The organism is Mycobacterium seoulense (genome assembly GCF_010731595.1).
In the GTDB taxonomy this organism is placed as follows: Bacteria; Actinomycetota; Actinomycetes; order Mycobacteriales; family Mycobacteriaceae; genus Mycobacterium; species Mycobacterium seoulense.
The window spans coordinates 4,892,778-4,908,459 of the sequence record NZ_AP022582.1 but is presented as its reverse complement, the minus strand read 5'-3'; the positions used below and the strand labels follow the sequence as shown (position 1 = coordinate 4,908,459).

18 protein-coding genes are annotated in these 15,682 nt (G+C 72.0%); 10 read left to right on the top strand and 8 right to left on the bottom strand.

All coding sequences use genetic code 11. The features are described from left to right. The first annotated feature begins 41 nt into the window (after positions 1–41). The 4 genes from moeA (at position 42) to G6N37_RS22725 (ending at position 5,144) form a co-directional block, all read left to right on the top strand. Positions 42–1,247 (top strand): molybdopterin molybdotransferase MoeA, encoded by a 1,206-nt coding sequence (gene moeA / locus G6N37_RS22740; protein ID WP_163683652.1) that lies wholly within the window; start codon positions 42–44, stop codon positions 1,245–1,247. A gap of 125 nt (positions 1,248–1,372) precedes the next feature. Further along, a complete protein-coding gene (locus G6N37_RS22735) occupies positions 1,373–2,095 on the top strand; it encodes a phosphatidylserine decarboxylase (protein WP_163683651.1) in 723 nt (240 codons plus the stop codon). Continuing rightward, complete coding sequence (pssA, locus tag G6N37_RS22730) at positions 2,092–2,955, top strand: CDP-diacylglycerol--serine O-phosphatidyltransferase (protein ID WP_163683650.1); 864 nt, start codon at positions 2,092–2,094, stop codon at positions 2,953–2,955. The genes G6N37_RS22735 and pssA overlap by 4 nt, the downstream gene beginning before the upstream one ends. Beyond that, positions 2,952–5,144: an AAA family ATPase gene (locus G6N37_RS22725; RefSeq protein WP_163683649.1), complete on the top strand. Its 2,193-nt coding sequence runs from the start codon at positions 2,952–2,954 to the stop codon at positions 5,142–5,144. The genes pssA and G6N37_RS22725 overlap by 4 nt, the downstream gene beginning before the upstream one ends. Here G6N37_RS22725 and G6N37_RS22720 read toward each other — a convergent pair. Then, complete coding sequence (locus G6N37_RS22720; RefSeq protein WP_163683648.1) at positions 5,118–5,726, bottom strand: TetR/AcrR family transcriptional regulator; 609 nt, start codon at positions 5,724–5,726, stop codon at positions 5,118–5,120. The two genes, G6N37_RS22725 and G6N37_RS22720, sit on opposite strands and share 27 nt — an antisense overlap. 21 nt (positions 5,727–5,747) lie before the next feature. Between G6N37_RS22720 and G6N37_RS22715 the strand changes: the two genes are divergently transcribed. Both G6N37_RS22715 and G6N37_RS22710 read left to right on the top strand, forming a co-directional pair. After that, positions 5,748–6,530, top strand: coding sequence for a hypothetical protein (locus G6N37_RS22715; protein ID WP_163683647.1), 783 nt, complete (start codon positions 5,748–5,750; stop codon positions 6,528–6,530). Beyond that, positions 6,527–7,468, top strand: coding sequence for an SDR family NAD(P)-dependent oxidoreductase (locus G6N37_RS22710; RefSeq protein ID WP_163683646.1), 942 nt, complete (start codon positions 6,527–6,529; stop codon positions 7,466–7,468). Before G6N37_RS22715 ends, G6N37_RS22710 begins: the two co-directional genes overlap by 4 nt. On the opposite strand, the gene G6N37_RS22705 is transcribed toward G6N37_RS22710, so the two are convergent. The 7 genes from G6N37_RS22705 to G6N37_RS22675 are packed head-to-tail and all read right to left on the bottom strand — an operon-like array spanning position 7,422 to position 12,574. After that, the gene (locus tag G6N37_RS22705) at positions 7,422–8,231 is read right to left on the bottom strand and encodes an enoyl-CoA hydratase/isomerase family protein (protein WP_163683645.1); all 810 of its coding nucleotides are present in this window, start codon (positions 8,229–8,231) and stop codon (positions 7,422–7,424) included. The genes G6N37_RS22710 and G6N37_RS22705 overlap by 47 nt on opposite strands. After that, positions 8,228–9,250 carry a TIGR03617 family F420-dependent LLM class oxidoreductase gene (locus G6N37_RS22700; protein WP_163683644.1) on the bottom strand — a complete coding sequence of 341 codons (1,023 nt, stop codon included), beginning with the start codon at positions 9,248–9,250 and terminating at the stop codon, positions 8,228–8,230. Before G6N37_RS22700 ends, G6N37_RS22705 begins: the two co-directional genes overlap by 4 nt. Positions 9,251–9,271: 21 nt before the next feature. Then, entirely contained in the window at positions 9,272–9,895 is a 624-nt protein-coding gene (locus G6N37_RS22695) for an LON peptidase substrate-binding domain-containing protein (RefSeq protein WP_163683643.1), read from the bottom strand. Further along, positions 9,895–11,037, bottom strand: coding sequence for a glutamate--cysteine ligase (locus G6N37_RS22690; RefSeq protein ID WP_163683642.1), 1,143 nt, complete (start codon positions 11,035–11,037; stop codon positions 9,895–9,897). Before G6N37_RS22690 ends, G6N37_RS22695 begins: the two co-directional genes overlap by 1 nt. Next, entirely contained in the window at positions 11,027–11,746 is a 720-nt protein-coding gene (gene sodC, locus G6N37_RS22685) for a superoxide dismutase[Cu-Zn] (protein WP_163683641.1), read from the bottom strand. The genes G6N37_RS22690 and sodC overlap by 11 nt, the downstream gene beginning before the upstream one ends. A gap of 24 nt (positions 11,747–11,770) precedes the next feature. Then, positions 11,771–12,247 carry a LytR C-terminal domain-containing protein gene (locus tag G6N37_RS22680; protein WP_163683640.1) on the bottom strand — a complete coding sequence of 159 codons (477 nt, stop codon included), beginning with the start codon at positions 12,245–12,247 and terminating at the stop codon, positions 11,771–11,773. Positions 12,248–12,265: 18 nt separating this feature from the next. Continuing rightward, positions 12,266–12,574 (bottom strand): DUF3263 domain-containing protein, encoded by a 309-nt coding sequence (locus G6N37_RS22675; protein ID WP_007167558.1) that lies wholly within the window; start codon positions 12,572–12,574, stop codon positions 12,266–12,268. Between the two features lie 203 nt (positions 12,575–12,777). On the opposite strand from G6N37_RS22675, the gene G6N37_RS22670 reads away from it, so the two are divergent. The 4 genes from G6N37_RS22670 (at position 12,778) to G6N37_RS22655 (ending at position 15,656) form a co-directional block, all read left to right on the top strand. Then, positions 12,778–13,371 carry a peptide deformylase gene (locus G6N37_RS22670; protein WP_163683639.1) on the top strand — a complete coding sequence of 198 codons (594 nt, stop codon included), beginning with the start codon at positions 12,778–12,780 and terminating at the stop codon, positions 13,369–13,371. Next, entirely contained in the window at positions 13,371–14,219 is an 849-nt protein-coding gene (locus tag G6N37_RS22665) for a GNAT family N-acetyltransferase, cg3035/Rv0428c family (RefSeq protein WP_163683638.1), read from the top strand. The genes G6N37_RS22670 and G6N37_RS22665 overlap by 1 nt, the downstream gene beginning before the upstream one ends. A 2-nt stretch (positions 14,220–14,221) precedes the next feature. Then, positions 14,222–15,043 (top strand): exodeoxyribonuclease III, encoded by an 822-nt coding sequence (locus G6N37_RS22660; protein WP_163683637.1) that lies wholly within the window; start codon positions 14,222–14,224, stop codon positions 15,041–15,043. 169 nt (positions 15,044–15,212) lie between these two features. After that, positions 15,213–15,656, top strand: a complete 444-nt coding sequence (locus G6N37_RS22655) for a hypothetical protein (RefSeq protein ID WP_174813875.1) — start codon at positions 15,213–15,215, stop codon at positions 15,654–15,656. The last annotated feature ends 26 nt before the right edge of the window (positions 15,657–15,682 follow it).

The following is a 15,682-nucleotide window of genomic DNA, read 5'->3' as shown; positions in this document are numbered from 1 at the left end:
CCGGGGTCGGCGTTGGAATCCGACCGGCCGATAATGGCCGGGTGCGGTCGGTAGCTGAGCATCAACGTGTCGTAGCCGAACTCATCCGGGCGCGCCCGGCGGTCACCGCCGCGCTGGCCGAGGCGCAGGGGCTGGCCCTGGCCGAGGACGTGGTGGCGCGGCTGGCGCTGCCGGTCTTCGACAACTCCGCGATGGACGGGTATGCGGTGCGTGCCGAGGAGACGTCCGGCGCCACGCCCGAGCATCCGGTGGTGCTCAAGGTCGCCGAGGACATTCCCGCCGGGCGCACCGACGAGCTGACGCTGCAACCTGACACCGCGCACCGCATCATGACCGGCGCGCCGCTGCCCGCCGGGGCGACGGCCGTCGTGCCGGTCGAGGACACCGACGGCGGGGTGGACGTGGTGTCGATCCGGGCGCCGCGCCCGGCCGGCGCGCACATCCGCCGGGCCGGCGAGGACGTCGCCGCCGGCACCACCGTGCTGCGGCGCGGCCAGCCGGTGACACCGGCCGTGCTGGGCCTGGCCGCGGCGCTGGGCATGGCCGAGCTGCCGGTGATCCCGCGCCAGCGGGTGCTGGTGATGTCCACCGGGTCGGAGCTGGTGTCGCCGGGGAACCCGCTGCGGCCCGGACAGATCTACGAGTCCAACTCGATCATGCTGGCCGGGGCGGTCCGCGAGGCCGGCGCCGAGGTGGTCGCCGTCGTGACCGCCGAAGACGACGTCACGCAGTTCAGCGCGCTCCTCGAGCGGTACGCCGCCGACGCCGACGTGATCATCACCAGCGGCGGGGTCAGTGCCGGCGCGTACGAGGTGGTCAAGGACGCCTTCGGCCGCGAAGGCGACCAGGGCGTCGAGTTCGTCAAGGTGGCGATGCAGCCGGGCATGCCGCAGGGCATCGGCCGGGTGGCCGGCGCGACAATCGTCACCCTGCCGGGCAACCCGGTGAGCGCCCTGGTGTCCTTCGAGGTGTTCATCCGGCCCGCGCTGCGCAACGCCATGGGCCTGGCGGACGCCGAGCGCCCACACCGGGCCGCCGTGCTCACCGAGTCGTTGACCTCGCCGCGCGGCAAGCGGCAATTCCGCCGCGCGGTGCTGGACCGCGACGCCGGCACCGTCACCAGTTACGGCCCGCCGGCCTCGCATCACCTGCGCTGGCTGGCGTCGGCGAACGCGTTGCTGGACATCCCCGAGGACGTCGTCGAGGTGCCGGAGGGGACCGAGCTGCAGGTCTGGGACCTGACCTAGGCGGGCAATCAGGCTTGGGCCGCCGGGGTGGCCACCTGGCGATGGAACTCGTCGGCCCGGTCGAAGGCGGGCGTTCCCCCTGCGGGCCGGAACCAACCGGCCCCCGCCTTTCGTAAGATGGCCGCGTGGCACGACGCCCCCGCCCTATCGGCCCCACCGCCGAGGATCCGACGTTCAGCCCCCAGCACGCGATGGAGTTGGTGCGCTCGACCGTTCCGCCGGTACATCCGGCCGGCCGCCCGTTCATCGCCGCCGGGCTCGCCGTGGCGCTGGCCGGCCGCAGGCACCGGTGGGTGCGGCGGGCCGGCCTGCTGGCGGCGGCCGCCTGCGCGGGGTTCTTCCGCCACCCGCCCCGGGTGCCGCCGACCCGGCCGGGCGCGATCGTCGCCCCCGCCGACGGGGTGGTCTGCGTCATCGACTCCGCCGCCCCGCCCGCCGAACTCGGCATGGGCGACACACCGCTGCCGCGGGTCAGCATCTTCCTTTCGCTGCTGGACGCGCACGTGCAGCGCGCACCGGTGAGCGGCGAGGTGATCGCGGTGCAGCACCGGCCCGGCCGGTTCGGCTCGGCCGACCTGCCCGCGGCCAGCACCGAGAACGAGCGCACCAGCCTGCGGATCCGGACGCCCAACGGCGCGGAGGTGGTGGCGGTGCAGGTCGCCGGGCTGTTGGCGCGGCGCATCATCTGCGACGCGCGCGTCGGGGACAAGCTGACCATCGGCGACACCTACGGGCTGATCCGGTTCGGCTCCCGGCTCGACACCTATCTGCCGGCGGGCGCCGAGCCGCTGGTCCACCAGGGCCAGCGGGCGGTCGCCGGCGAAACCGTGCTGGCCGAGCTGCCATGATCAGCAAGCCGCGCGGCAGGCCGTCGGTCAACCTGCAGATCCTGCCCAGCGCGATGACCGTGCTGTCCATCTGCGCGGGCCTTACCGCGATCCGGTTCGCCCTCGAGCACCAGCCCAAGGCCGCGATGGCGCTGATCGCCGCGGCCGCCATTCTGGACGGGCTGGACGGGCGGGTGGCCCGCATCCTGGACGCCCAGTCGCGCATGGGCGAGGAGATCGACTCGCTGGCCGACGCGGTGAACTTCGGGGTGACGCCGGCGATCGTGCTCTACGTGGCGCTGCTGACGAAGTCGCCGGCCGGTTGGGTGGCGATCCTGCTCTACGCGGTGTGCGTGGTGCTGCGGCTGGCGCGCTACAACGCGCTGCAGGCCGACGGCAGTCAGCCCGCCTACACGCACGAGTTCTTCGTCGGCATGCCGGCGCCGGCGGGCGCGGTGTCGATGATCGGGCTGATCGGGCTCAAGCTGCAGTTCGGTGAGGGCTGGTGGACGTCGACGACGTTCCTGTGCATCTGGATCACGGGGACCTCGATGCTGATGATCAGCAAGATCCCGATGCGCAAGATGCACGCCGCGGCGGTTCCCCCCAGCTGGGCGGCGCCGCTGCTCGCGCTGCTGGCGATCTGCGCGGCCGCGGCGGTGCTGGCTCCCTACGTGCTGATCTGGGTCATCATCATCGCCTACCTCTGCCACGTCCCGTTCGCGGTCCGCAACCAACGCTGGCTGGCCGCCCACCCCGAGGCGTGGTCGGACGAACCCAAGCAGCGCCGCGCCGCCCGCCGCGCGATCCGCCGGGCCCAGCCGCACCGCCGGTCGATGGCGCGGCTCGGGCTGCGCAAACCGGGTGGGCGCCTGCGATGAGCCGGCCGGGCGACGATGCGGCCCGTCAGCTCACGCTCACCGCGCGGTTGAACACCTCCGCGGTGGACTCGCGCCGCGGCGTCGTCCGCCTGCATCCGAGCGCGGTCGCCGCGCTCGGCATCCGGGAGTGGGACGCGGTGGCGCTGACGGGTTCGCGGACCACGGCCGCGGTGGCCGGACTGGCCGGCCCGGACACCCCGGTCGGCACCGTGCTGCTCGACGACGTGACGCTGTCCAACGCCGGGCTGCGCGAGGGCACCGCGGTGATCGTCGGCGCGGTCACCGTCTACGGCGCCCGGTCGGTGACGCTGTCCGGCTCGTCGCTGGCCAGCCAGTCGATCTCGCCGGTCACCCTGCGGCAGGCCCTGCTCGGCAAGGTGCTGACCGTCGGCGACGCCGTGTCGCTGCTGCCCCGCGACCTGGGCCCGCCGTTCTCGACGTCGGCCGCCGCCCGCGCGCTGGCCGCCTCGGTGGGCATCAGCTGGACGTCGGAGCTGCTGACCGTCACCGGCGTCGACCCGGCGGGCCCGGTCAGCGTGCAGCCCAACACGTTGGTCACCTGGGGCGTGGGTGTCGGCTCCGGCGCCTCGGCCGGCGGCGCCCTGCCGTCGCTGGAACTCCTCGACGTCGCGAGCCCGGAGACCGTCCTCGAGGAGCTCAAGGGATCGCAGCCCCAGGCCGCCAAGCTCGCCGAATGGCTCAAGCTGGCGCTCGACGAGCCGCACCTGCTCAAGACGCTGGGCGCCGGCGCCAACCTCGGCGTGCTGGTGTCGGGCCCGGCCGGTGTCGGCAAGGTGACGTTGGTGCGCGCGGTCTGCGACGGCCGCCGGCTGGTGAAGCTGGACGGGCCGGAGGTCGGGGCGCTGAACGCCGAAGACCGGCTCAAGACGGTCGGCTCGGCCGTGCAGGCCGTCCGCGACGGCGGCGGCGTGCTGCTGATCACCGACGTCGACGCCCTGCTACCCGCGACCCCCGAGCCGGTGGCCGCCCTGATCCTGGGCGAGCTGCGCACCGCGGTGGCCACCGAGGGCGTCGCGCTGATCGCCACCTCGGCGCGGCCCGACCAGCTCGACGCCCGGCTGCGCGCGCCGGACCTGTGCGACCGCGAACTCAGCCTGCCGCTGCCGGATGCCGGCACCCGCAAGGCGCTGCTGGAGTCGCTGCTGAAATCGGTGCCCGCAGCCGCCCTGGATCTCAGTGAAATCGCTTCCCGGACACCGGGTTTCGTGGTCGCCGACCTGGCCGCGCTGGTGCGGGAGGCCGCGCTGCGGGCGGCGTCGCGCGCCAGCGCCGACGGCCGGCCACCCGAGCTGAGCCAGGAGGACCTGCTCGGTGCGCTGACGGTCATCCGGCCGCTGTCGCGGTCGGCCGGCGAGGAGGTGGTCGTCGGCAACGTCACCCTGGGCGACGTCGGCGACATGGCCGAGGCCCGGCAGGCGCTCACCGAGGCCGTGCTGTGGCCGCTGCAGCACCCCGACACCTTCGCCCGGCTGGGCGTCGAACCGCCCCGCGGGGTGCTGCTGTACGGGCCGCCCGGCTGCGGCAAGACCTTCGTCGTCCGCGCACTGGCCAGCACCGGGCAGCTGTCCGTGCACTCGGTCAAGGGCTCCGAGCTGATGGACAAGTGGGTGGGCAGCTCGGAAAAGGCCGTCCGCGAACTGTTCCGGCGCGCCCGCGATTCCGCCCCGTCGTTGATATTCCTCGACGAGATCGACGCGCTCGCGCCCCGGCGCGGGCAGAGCTTCGACTCGGGCGTGACCGACCGGGTGGTGGCCGCGCTGCTGACCGAGCTCGACGGCGTCAACCCGCTGCGCGACGTCGTCGTGCTGGGCGCGACCAACCGGCCGGACCTGATCGACCCGGCGCTGCTGCGCCCGGGCCGGCTGGAGCGGCGGGTGTTCGTCGAACCGCCCGACGCCGCCGCCCGCCGCGAAATCCTGCGCACCGCGGGCAAATCCGTCCCGCTGAGCGACGACGTCGACCTCGACGAGGTGGCCGCCGGGCTCGACGGCTACAGCGCCGCCGACTGCGTGGCACTGCTGCGGGAGGCGGCGCTGACCGCGATGCGGCGATCCATCGACGCCACCGACGTGACCGCCGCGGACATCGCGGCGGCGCGCCAGGTCGTGCGCCCCTCACTGGATCCCGTGCAGGTGGAGGCGCTACGCGCCTTCGCCAAAGGCCCGTAGCACGGCCCGCGCCGACGCCGCCACGTCGCGCTCGAGCCAGTTGGGCATCGGCTCGTCATGCGCGTGACGCCGGACCACGGCATAGGGGAGGTCCGCGACGGCCCGCGCGACGGCGTCCAGCGACCGGGGCCTGTTGTTGCCGTAGAGCTGGCGGGCCAAGACCGCGATCCGCTCGGTCAGCGGGGCGTTCATGGCGGCCAGCGTCTCCCGGAACGCCGCGTCGGGTTCGTCGTCGAGCAGGTCGGCGGGCCGGATCGTCAACAGCAGCCGCGCGTCGTCGGGCAGCTCGCGCGCGAAGCTGACGGCGGACACGGCCATCGCCACCGCCGTTTCCAAGGCGGCGTCCGCCGGCGTTTCGCCGGCCGCGGCCAGGGCCCGCGACTGAAAGCGTTCCAACGCGCGCAGCCACGCGGCCGTCAGGATGCCGTCGCGGTTGCCGAACCGGTGATAGAGGGTGCCCGCGGGGGCGCCACTGGCTTTGGCGATGGCCGCGACGCTGGCCGCGCGGGGTCCGCCGTCGAGCACCAGGGCCCGGGCGGCGTCGAGGATCACATCGGTTTCGTGCTTCCGTGGAGGTGCCACGATCTAGTACAGTCCTTCTATATGGAACGATTACCCTATATCGATGAGCATGCCATAACCGTCGACGCGAATCGTGCCGACACGTGGTCGGCGCTGCTGCGGGTGCTGTGTCGCGACCCGCACGACCCCTCGACCGTGCCGACCGGCTTCGTGCTGGACGAGGCCCGCCCGCCGGTGCGGTTCGCGCTGAAGGGCCGGCACCTTTTCGCGGTGTACCGGTGGGTGTTCGAGCTGGAGGACGAGGCGCCGGGCCGCACCCGGGTGCGCGCGGCCACCTGGGCGGCCTTCCCGGGCGCGCACGGGAAGGCGTATCGGGCGCTCGTCATCGGCACCGGCGCACACCGCGTCGTCACCCGATCGACGCTGAAGCGCGTTGCGGCGTCGGCCGAGGGGGCCGACTACGTGGATGTCTTCGAAGTGCCGCTCCCGCAAGGTGACTCGCGCACCGCCGAGCAGACGTTCCGCGACGCGGTGGGGGCGGGCCCCGGCGGCGGCGTCCCGTGGATCCACCGCCACGTGCTGAGGTTCCGCCTCGGGCCGTATTCGTCGCCCGAGCACATCATCGGCTGGACGATCGCGCGTTCCGATCACGACGAACTCGTGCTGACCGCGCGCGGGCCGCTGATGCACGGCGAGCTGACGCTGCGGCGCCGCGACGACCGGCGCGCCAGCCTCACCACACGTGTGCACTACTGCCACAAGACCGCCGCCCGAACGGTCTGGGGCGTCGTCGGCCCGCTGCATCGGGCCGTGGCGCCGCGGCTGATGGCCCGCGCCGCGGTGTGGCAGCCTGTACCGGCATGACCGAGCATCCGACCGCGCTGCACGTCGTCGACGGAATCGACCTGTCCGGCAAGGCCTGCCTGATCACGGGCGCCTCGTCCGGGCTGGGGCGCGAGTCGGCCCGCGCCCTGGCCGCCGCGGGGGCGCACGTGGTCCTGGCCGCCCGCGACCGCGACGCCCTGGCGGAGACGGCCCGGTGGATCGCGGCCGAAGCGCCGGGCGCGCGGACCTCGACCGTCGAGCTCGACCTCACCCTGCTGGCCAGCGTGCGGGCGGCGGCGGCCGCCATCGGCGAAATCGCGCCCGCCATCGACGTTGTGATGAACAACGCCGGGGTGATGTTCACGCCGTTCGGCAGGACGCGCGACGGCTTCGAGATGCAGATCGGCACCAACCATTTCGGGCATTTCGAACTCACCCGGCTCCTCGTTCCGCAGCTCGCCGCCGCCGCCCGGACTCACGGTCACGCCCGGATCGTCAACCTGTCGTCCGGGGGCCACGCGCTGGGCGACGTCGACTTCGACGACCCCCATTGGGAGCGTCGCGAATACGACAAGTTCGTCGCCTACGGCGCCTCGAAAACGGCGAACATCCTGCACGCCGTGGAGGCCGACCGCCGCCTGCGCGACGCCGGGATCCGCGCCTACGCCGTCCATCCCGGCACCGTCGCGACGTCGCTGGCACGACACATGTCCCGCGCCGATTTCGCGCGGCTGCACGAGGTGGCCGCCGGGCCCCTCGACGTGATCACTCCCGACCGGGGCGCGGCCACCCAGGTGTGGGCGGCGGTCAGCGCGGAGCTTTCCGGCCGGGGCGGGCTGTACCTCGAAGACTGCGGGGTCAGTGACAGGGCGGCGCCCTACGCCCGCGACGCGGAGCGCGCGGCGCGGTGGTGGGAGCTCTCCGAGCAGCTCACGGCTCGGGCAGCGGCGTCCACTCCCGGGACAGCCGCGACGTGAACGACGGCGGCCGGCGCTCGAGAAACGCGGCCACCCCCTCGCGCGCGTCGGCGGTGCCCATCACGCGATGGTGCAGCTGCGTTTCCAGCGCGGCGACCTGCCGTGGGGTGTAGTTGTTGATCGCGGTGTCCCACAGCAGCCGCTTGCACAGAGCCGCCGACATCGGCGCCACGTTGACCGCGATGTCGCGGGCCACCTCCACCGCGTGGTCGAGCACCCGGTCGGCGGGCAGGGCCCGGTTGGCCACGCCGAGCGCCACCGCCTCGGCCCCGGCGAAGGTTCGCCCGGTGAGCAGGATGTCCGCGGCCACCCCCAGGGTGGTCAGCCGCGCCAGCGTCCAGTGCGCCATGCAGTCGGGTAGCACGCCCCGGCGCACCTGCACCACACCGTATTTGGCGTCCTCGGCGACGATGCGCAGGTCCGCCTGCAAGGCGATGGTCAGGCCGATGCCGATCGCGTGCCCGTTGACGGCGGCGATCACCGGCTTGCGCAGCTCGAACGCGGCCGGGGAGATGGGTGACGCCGAGAACCCGTCGGCCGGGGCCTCGAACGGGCTTGTGCCGCCGGAGAAGTCCGCCCCGGCGCAGAACGTGTCGCCCGCCCCGGTCACGACGATGACCCGGATGGCGTCGTCGCCGTCGCAGTCGGAGTACGCCCGGCTCAGCAGCGCGCCCATCTCGGCGGTGTAGGCGTTGCGCCGCTCGGGGCGATTGAGCGTGAGCACCGCCACGCCCGCGTCGACGTCGACCGTCAAGGGACTCATCGCACGGCCGGGGTGCGGTGCAGGGCGCCGATCAGCTCGGCGACGTCCGCGGCGCGCGGTGTGTAACCCGGGAAGTAGCAGCACACCTCCGCGGCGTACTCGCCGAACCGGGCGGCGATCTGCCGCGCGCATTCCTCGGGGGTGCCGACGATCCCGATCCGCGCCACCATCTCGTCGCCGATCAGGCGGCGCATCTCGGCGAAGCGGCCCTGCTTGGACAGCGCGTTGAGCTCGGGCTGGACGTCGGCCCAGCCCTCGGCCTCGAGCACGGGCAGATAGGCCGGGGTCGAGCCGTAGAACGAAATCAGCGCTGCCACACCGTCGATCGCGGCGGCCAGGTCCGCCTCGTCGCGGCCGACGGCGACCATCGCCTGGGCGACGATCTGGAATCCGTCGGCGGGCCGTCCGGCGCGGCGCAGCCCCTCGGCGACCGCCGGGACGGTGCGTTCGGTGAAGTGCCGGGCGCTGTTGAACGGCATCACCAGCAGGCCGTCGGCCACTTCGGCGGCGGTGCGCGTCATCACCGGGCCCAGGGCGCCCAGCAGCACCGGCGGCGGGCCGAACGCGTTGGGGCCGGGATTGAAGTTGGGCGCCATGATGGTGTGGGTGAAGAACTCGCCGCGAAAGTCCAGGCGGCGCTGCCCTTCCCAGGCCGCGAAGATCGCCTTGATCGCCGCGACGGTCTCGGCCATCCGGGCCGCGGGTCGCTCCCACTTACTGCCGTAACGCTTTTCGATGTGGGCCTTCACCTGCGAGCCCAGGCCGAGCCGGAACCGTCCGCCGCTGTAGAGCTGCAGGTCGTAGGCGGCGTGGGCCAGATGCAGCGGGCTGCGCGGCGGGGCGATCGCCACGTTGGTCATCAGCTCCAGGCGGGTCGCGCCGGCGGCGACGATCAGCGGAAAGAACACGTCGTGCTGGCCCTCGAAGGTGAACAGGCCGTCGGCGCCCGTCGCGGCGATGTCGGCCGCGCTCGCCGCCGCGTCCACGGGCGAGCCGTCGACCTGCAGATGTACCTTCATGCAATCCCCTGTCGGACAGTCTTATTCGGAGAGCTGGAACTCCACCACCTCGGCGACCGCGTCCACCGCCTCGCGCAGCGCGGCGAGGCGGTCGGCGGCCGACGGCGCCGCCAGCACCGTGTAGCGGTCGGCGGTGCCGAGCGGGATGCGAGAGGCCAACGCGCACAGGCGCTGTCCGGGGTCGGCCATGGCGGGTCCCAGCAGCGCCGCGCGGTCCGGCAGCGCCAACCCCCGCGCGTCGGCGATCCGCTCGAAGAGGGCCAGCACCCGGTCCTCCACCTCGCGCAGCTGGGCCGGGGTGACCGGATCGCCCGGCTGGTCGGGCCACAGCGTCACGGTGGCGCGCGGGTAGGGATCGTCGGGCAGCCATTCGGACACCTTGATCCGCTCCCCGGTCCGGCAGTGCAGCGAGTACCGGCCCGCGCCGTGATCGACGCATTCGGTGATCCGAGACAACACGCCCACGTCGCAACGCGATTCGCCGCCGCCGACCTCGCGGCCCCGGGCGATCAGCACCACGCCGAACGGATCCCCGGTGTCCAGGCAGTGCCGCACCAGCGCGCCGTAGCGCGGCTCGAAGATTCGCAACGGCAGGTCCTGGTCGGGCAGCGGCGCCGACTCCAGCGGAAACATCGCCAGCTCCATCAGATTTCCAGCTCGCCCACCAGCGCGTCGACGACCGCCCGCAGGTCACCGTCGTGTTCCTCGGCGACCCGGCGCTGCCGCTGGTATGAGGCGCCGCGCCGGGGAATCTCGGCCACCGCGGCCAGCTCGTCGGCGCAATTCAACGACCTGGCGACGGGTTCCAGCCGGTTCAGCACGTCGTCGAGATCCTCGGTGACCAGCCGCTCGTTGCTGTCGGCGTCCTGGATGATGATCGCGTCCAGCCCGTAGCGGGCCGCGCGCCACTTGTTTTCCTGGTTGTGCCACGGCGGCATGGTGGGCAACGACTCGTCGGCCTCCAGCCTGCGGTCCAGGTCGACCACCAGGCAGTGCGTCAACGCCACCAGCGCGCCCAGCTCGCGCAGGTTGGACACGCCGTCGCAGACGCGGACCTCGATGGTGCCCAGGTGCGGCGAAGGCCTGATGTCCCAACGGACTTCGTCGACGTGATCGATGATGCCGGTCTTCTTCTGGTCGTAGACGAACCCCTCGAACTCCGCCCAGGTCTGGAATTGGAACGGCAGGCCGGCGGTGGGCAACTGCTGGAACATCATCGCCCGGTTGCTGGCGTACCCGGTGTCCACGCCGGTCCACCACGGCGAGGACGCCGACAGCGCCAGCAGGTGCGGGTAGTACTTCAACAACGACGTCATGATCGGCATGACCTTGTGCGCCGAGGAGATCCCGACGTGCACGTGCACGCCCCAGATCAGCATCTGCCGCCCCCACCACTGGGTCCGCTTGATCAGTTCGGCGTACCGCGGCGCGTCGGTGAGCTTCTGGGTGGACCACTGGCCGAATGGGTGTGCGCCGGCGCAGAACAGCTCCATGCCCCGGTCCCGCACGATCCGGTGCGTGGGTCCCAGCGTCTGCCGCAGGTCCTCCATCGCCTCCCCGGTGGAGTTGCAGACCCCGCTGACCACTTCGACCGTGTTGCGCAGCAACTCCTTGTGCACCCGCGGGTTTTCGCCGATCTCGGCGATCACCGCCGTGGCTTCGTTGCTCAGGTCCCGGGTTTGCGCGTCGACGAGCGCGAACTCCCACTCCACGCCGAGGGTCGGCCTCGGTGAACGGGCGAAATCGATGCGCGACTCGACCTTGTTGGGGGCCCTGTTAGCCGGCACCGATCACACCGCACGCGACCCGCTTGCCGGCGTCACCGGTGGTCATCGTCATCTGGTCGGGACCGGGGGTTCCGTTGGTCTGGTTGTACCGCTCCGGCGGGATGTTGGCGAAGTTGTCGGCGCCGGCGTGAATGATGATCGCGGTCTTCTCGCCGGTCAGCAGGTCGTCCATGCCGAACGCGTCCGTGGTGGTCATCATCATCCCGGACCCGTCCTTGCGCACCTGCAGCGAGGTCAGGTCGCCGCTGGCGGGCTCGGCGGCGTGCCCGGGCGTCTGGAAATGCCCTCCGGCGGACAGGAAATCACCCGGCGCCCCACCGGTCGGGGCGACGGAGTTGGGCTCGCACTTGCCGACCTTGTGGATGTGTACGCCGTGGAAGCCGGGAGTCAGCACCCCGTCGGAGCTCGTCGCGATGGTGACGGTGGCGTAGCCGTTGTTGAACTGGAAGGTCGCGGTCGCGACCTCGGTGCCGTCGGGCGCCTTGAGGTGGGTGGTGATGGTCTTTCCCGCGGCCGCGGCGGCGGGCCCGCCCTCGTGCGTCCCGGTTCCCGTCGGGGCCGGCGATCCGGTCCAGACCGCGGGCGTGGTGCCCGGCGAGGTCGAGGCGTGTTGCGGCGACGAGCACGCGCCCAGCAGCGCGACGGAAGTGGCCGCGGAGAACGCGGAAACGGCGACGGCGGCGAAGCGGTGACCAGCGAGCTGAGGCATAGCGGAAGCCTAGTCGCTCGAGCCTCAGCCCGTAACGAGGACGATGACGCCGGGCGGTTGGCCGGCCAGGGCGGGGATGCGCGGTTCGACCGGCGCGCCCAGGATTTTGCCCACCGCGTCGGCGGTGGCGTGCTCGTCGTCGGCGTCGGTGTAGTACACCGTGGTGGCCGAGACGTCGGGCACGGTCAGGTTGTCGACCTTGGTGACGTTGAAGCCGCCGGCCGTGAGCTGATCCTTGGTGCGAGCGCCGACGCCCTCTTTCGTCGAGATGTTGTACACCTGCACCTCGGCGTGGTTCCCCGCGGGCTTAGTGCTCGTCGGCGTGGGCGACGCGCTGGTGGAGGCGGTCGTGGAGGCCGCCGACGCCGAGTCGTCCTCGGAGTTGCCGGACGAGCCCAGCGCCTGCCAGCCGAGCAGCAGGAAAATGACCCCCAGGAACAACAGCACCATCACCATCGCCCGCAGGGGCAGCCCGGTGGAGTCGGGGACTCGCTCTTTCATCGAGCCCACTGTAGCGAGTCAGGTCACCTCGAAGCCGAGGCGCCGCGCCGCCCGCGCCTTCTGGCGACTGGCACGCAGCCGCCGCAACCGCTTCACCAGCATCGGGTCGGCGGCCAGTGCCTCGGGCCGGTCGACGAGCGCGTTGAGCACCTGGTAGTAGCGCGTCGCCGACATCGAGAACAACTCTTTGATTGCTTCTTCTTTTACGCCCGCGAATTTCCACCACTGACGTTCGAAGGCGAGGATGTCGTGTTCGCGGCGGGTGAGCCCATCTGCGATCTCGGCATCGTCCCCCGATCGATTTGCCCGCGCCATGGCGCTGTCCATATAGCTTCCCCTGGACCCTTCCGGCGAATGCTCGGCTGCTCTGATGACTTGACTTACCTAAGGGCGTGTTTCGGCGAATATTGAACCACGGCGCAAACCCTCAAGCCGTCATCCAGACCCGCGAGTCGGCCGATTGGCTCAGATTGCCCGCACCGGCGATCGCCGGCTTGGACACGCACACGCGTGCGGTAGCTTAGCCGACCATGGCAGTCGTACCGATCCGGATCGTCGGTGATCCGGTCTTGCACACCCCGACGCAGCCCGTGCCCGTCGCCGCCGACGGGTCGCTGCCGGCGGACCTGCAGGAGCTGATCGCCGACATGTACGACACCATGGACGCCGCGCACGGAGTCGGCCTGGCCGCCAACCAGATCGGCGTCGGCTTGCGCGTCTTCGTCTACGACTGCGCCGACGACCGCGGCCGGACCGACCGCCGGCGTGGCGTTGTCGTCAACCCGGTGCTGGAAACCTCCGAAGTGCCCGAGACCATGCCGGATCCGGACACCGACGACGAGGGTTGCCTGTCGGTGCCGGGCGAGTCCTTCCCCACCGGCCGTGCCACCTGGGCGCGGGTCACGGGCCTGGACGCCGACGGCCAGCCCGTCGAGCTCGAGGGCACCGGACTGTTCGCCCGCATGCTGCAGCACGAGACCGGGCACCTGGACGGCTTCCTGTACCTGGACCGTCTCGTCGGCCGGCACGCCCGCAGCGCCAAGCGCGCCGTCAAGGCGCACGGGTGGGGCGTGCCCGGCCTGTCGTGGCTGCCCGGTGAAGGACCGGACCCCTTCGGTCACTGATGTTCTCGTGGCCGGAGCCGGGTACCCGGGTGACGCTTCGCTACCGGCGCACGAAAGGCTCGGTCCCCCCGCTGACCGACGCGGTGGGACACCTGCTCGCGGTCGACCCGCTGGTGCGGCTCCGGACCAAGACGGGCGCGATCGTCGAAGTCGCGGCCGGCGACGTGGTCGCGCTGCGGGTGCTGACCGACGCCCCGGTCCGCACCTCCGAGATCCGCGCGCTCGAGCACGCGGCCGCCGCGGCGTCGCCCGGGGCCGAGCGGGCCTGGCTCGAAGGCTGGCTGCTGCGGGCCGGGGATGGCGTCGATTACGCAGTGCCGCTTGATATTTCGGCCCGCGCTAGTACCGTTGCGGCGATCGCCGCCTGGTATGAGCGGCGCGGCCTGGCGCCGCGGCTGGCGATTCCGGATCGCTTGTTGCCGCTGCCGCCGGGCCTGAACGCCGAACACACCGAAAGGGTTTGGGTGCGTGACCTGTCCGCGCCGGCCCCGGCCGAACCCGACCCGTCCATCGCCCTGGCGCCTCATCCGGACGTCATCGAGGGCGAGCTGATGGTCGGCCTGCACGCCGGCGTGGTGGCGGCGCGCGCCGCGGTGACCGATGCCCCGGGCGGCGCGCGGTTCGTCGGGCTGTCGGCGACGGGCGCCGCCGGCGAGCACGCCACGGCGGCCGCATGCCGCGCGTTGTTGGCCTGGGCCGCGGCGCGCGGCGCGACCCGCGCCTACCTGGTTGGCCCCGACACCGGCGCCGGCACCCTCGCACCGACGCTGACCGAGGCGCTGGGCTTGCGCGCGCACCACCGCCGCCGCTACTTTCCGGCCCGCTCACCCGCCTGGGATACCGTCTAGCCATGCCCGACGGTGTTTACCGGCTGGCCACGTGGAACGTGAATTCGATTCGCAGCCGCCTGCCCCGCGTCGTCGACTGGTTGGGCCGCGCCGACGTCGACGTGCTGGCCATGCAGGAGACCAAGTGTTCCGACGGCCAGTTCCCCGCCCTGCCGTTCTTCGAACTCGGCTACGAGGTGGCGCATGTCGGCTTCAACCAGTGGAACGGCGTGGCTATCGCCTCGCGGGTGGGCCTCGACGACGTGCAGATCGGCTTCGACGGCCAGCCCACCTGGAGCAGCAAGCCGGAGGTGGCTGCCACGGCCGAGGCCCGCGCGCTGGGAGCCACCTGCGGCGGCGTGCGGGTGTGGAGCCTCTACGTGCCCAACGGCCGCGCGGTGGGCGACCCGCACTACACCTACAAGCTGGAATGGCTTGCCGCGCTGCGTGATACGGCGGCCGGTTGGTTACGCGACGATCCCACCGCCCAGATCGCGCTGGCCGGTGACTGGAACATCGCCCCGACGGACGACGACGTGTGGAGCACCGAGTTCTATGCCGGCGCCACCCACGTCTCCGAGCCGGAGCGCCGCGCGTTCGGCGCCATCGTCGACGCGCAATTCGCCGACGTGGTAAGGCCTTTCGCGCCCGGCCCGGGCGTCTACACCTACTGGGACTACACCCAGCTGCGGTTTCCCAAACGGCAGGGCATGCGCATCGATTTCATCCTCGCCTCCCCCGAGCTGGCCGGCCGCGTGACGGACGCGCAGATCGTGCGGGACGAGCGCAAGGGCAAGGCCGCCAGCGATCACGCGCCCGTGCTGATCGACATAAGGCGCCCCTAGCCCAGGCAAATAAACTCCGATTGCTCGTTGTCTGCGGGTTTGCGAGGTGGCAGGCTTTCCCTTTGTTAGAAGCAGATACAATATTTCTTTGCCGTTAACGATGCGTTCAGCGGGTACACCTCGATGGTGGCGCGGGTTTCGCGGCACGGCACAAGGCCAGGGAGTCAGCATGAGTGTCATCGGCGGAGCGGTCCGAGGCGTGGGTCAGGCGGTGAGTCGCGCGGCGAACACGACCACCGCGGCCGCCGGCGCTGTGGGTGGCGCGGCGGTCAACGGAGTCATCGGCGGTGTCACCGGAGCCGCCGAGGGCATCAAAAAGGGAATGAGCAGCGGCAGCCACTCGGCGCCGGCGGCGGCGGTGGCCTTCGGTGCGTTGGGCGTCGCGGGACTGGTCGAATGGCCGGTGCTGCTGGCGGTCGGTGGCGGCGCCCTGTTGTTGCAGCGGTTGAGCCGCAAGCAGGAGCCGGCCAAGCCGGCGAAGGCCAGCCTGAAGGCGGTGCCGGTGGAACCGGCGCCGCAGAAGGCCGCGCCGCAGAAAGCCGCCGCCAAGTCGACCGCCAAGAAGGCGGCCGGGCGCCGGGCCGGCAGCACCGAGTTGCGTAGCACCAACTAACGGGACCGCTCGACAACGCTTTGACC

Coding starts and splice junctions, on each gene's coding strand:
- pssA (WP_163683650.1), top strand. CDS start 2,092: ATGATCAGCAAGCCGCGCGGCAGGCCGTCGGTCAACCTGCAGATCCTG.
- G6N37_RS22725 (WP_163683649.1), top strand. CDS start 2,952: ATGAGCCGGCCGGGCGACGATGCGGCCCGTCAGCTCACGCTCACCGCG.
- G6N37_RS22715 (WP_163683647.1), top strand. CDS start 5,748: ATGGAACGATTACCCTATATCGATGAGCATGCCATAACCGTCGACGCG.
- G6N37_RS22710 (WP_163683646.1), top strand. CDS start 6,527: ATGACCGAGCATCCGACCGCGCTGCACGTCGTCGACGGAATCGACCTG.
- G6N37_RS22705 (WP_163683645.1), bottom strand. CDS start 8,231: ATGAGTCCCTTGACGGTCGACGTCGACGCGGGCGTGGCGGTGCTCACG.
- G6N37_RS22700 (WP_163683644.1), bottom strand. CDS start 9,250: ATGAAGGTACATCTGCAGGTCGACGGCTCGCCCGTGGACGCGGCGGCG.
- G6N37_RS22695 (WP_163683643.1), bottom strand. CDS start 9,895: ATGGAGCTGGCGATGTTTCCGCTGGAGTCGGCGCCGCTGCCCGACCAG.
- sodC (WP_163683641.1), bottom strand. CDS start 11,746: ATGCCTCAGCTCGCTGGTCACCGCTTCGCCGCCGTCGCCGTTTCCGCG.
- G6N37_RS22680 (WP_163683640.1), bottom strand. CDS start 12,247: ATGAAAGAGCGAGTCCCCGACTCCACCGGGCTGCCCCTGCGGGCGATG.
- G6N37_RS22675 (WP_007167558.1), bottom strand. CDS start 12,574: ATGGACAGCGCCATGGCGCGGGCAAATCGATCGGGGGACGATGCCGAG.
- G6N37_RS22670 (WP_163683639.1), top strand. CDS start 12,778: ATGGCAGTCGTACCGATCCGGATCGTCGGTGATCCGGTCTTGCACACC.
- G6N37_RS22665 (WP_163683638.1), top strand. CDS start 13,371: ATGTTCTCGTGGCCGGAGCCGGGTACCCGGGTGACGCTTCGCTACCGG.
- G6N37_RS22660 (WP_163683637.1), top strand. CDS start 14,222: ATGCCCGACGGTGTTTACCGGCTGGCCACGTGGAACGTGAATTCGATT.
- G6N37_RS22655 (WP_174813875.1), top strand. CDS start 15,213: ATGAGTGTCATCGGCGGAGCGGTCCGAGGCGTGGGTCAGGCGGTGAGT.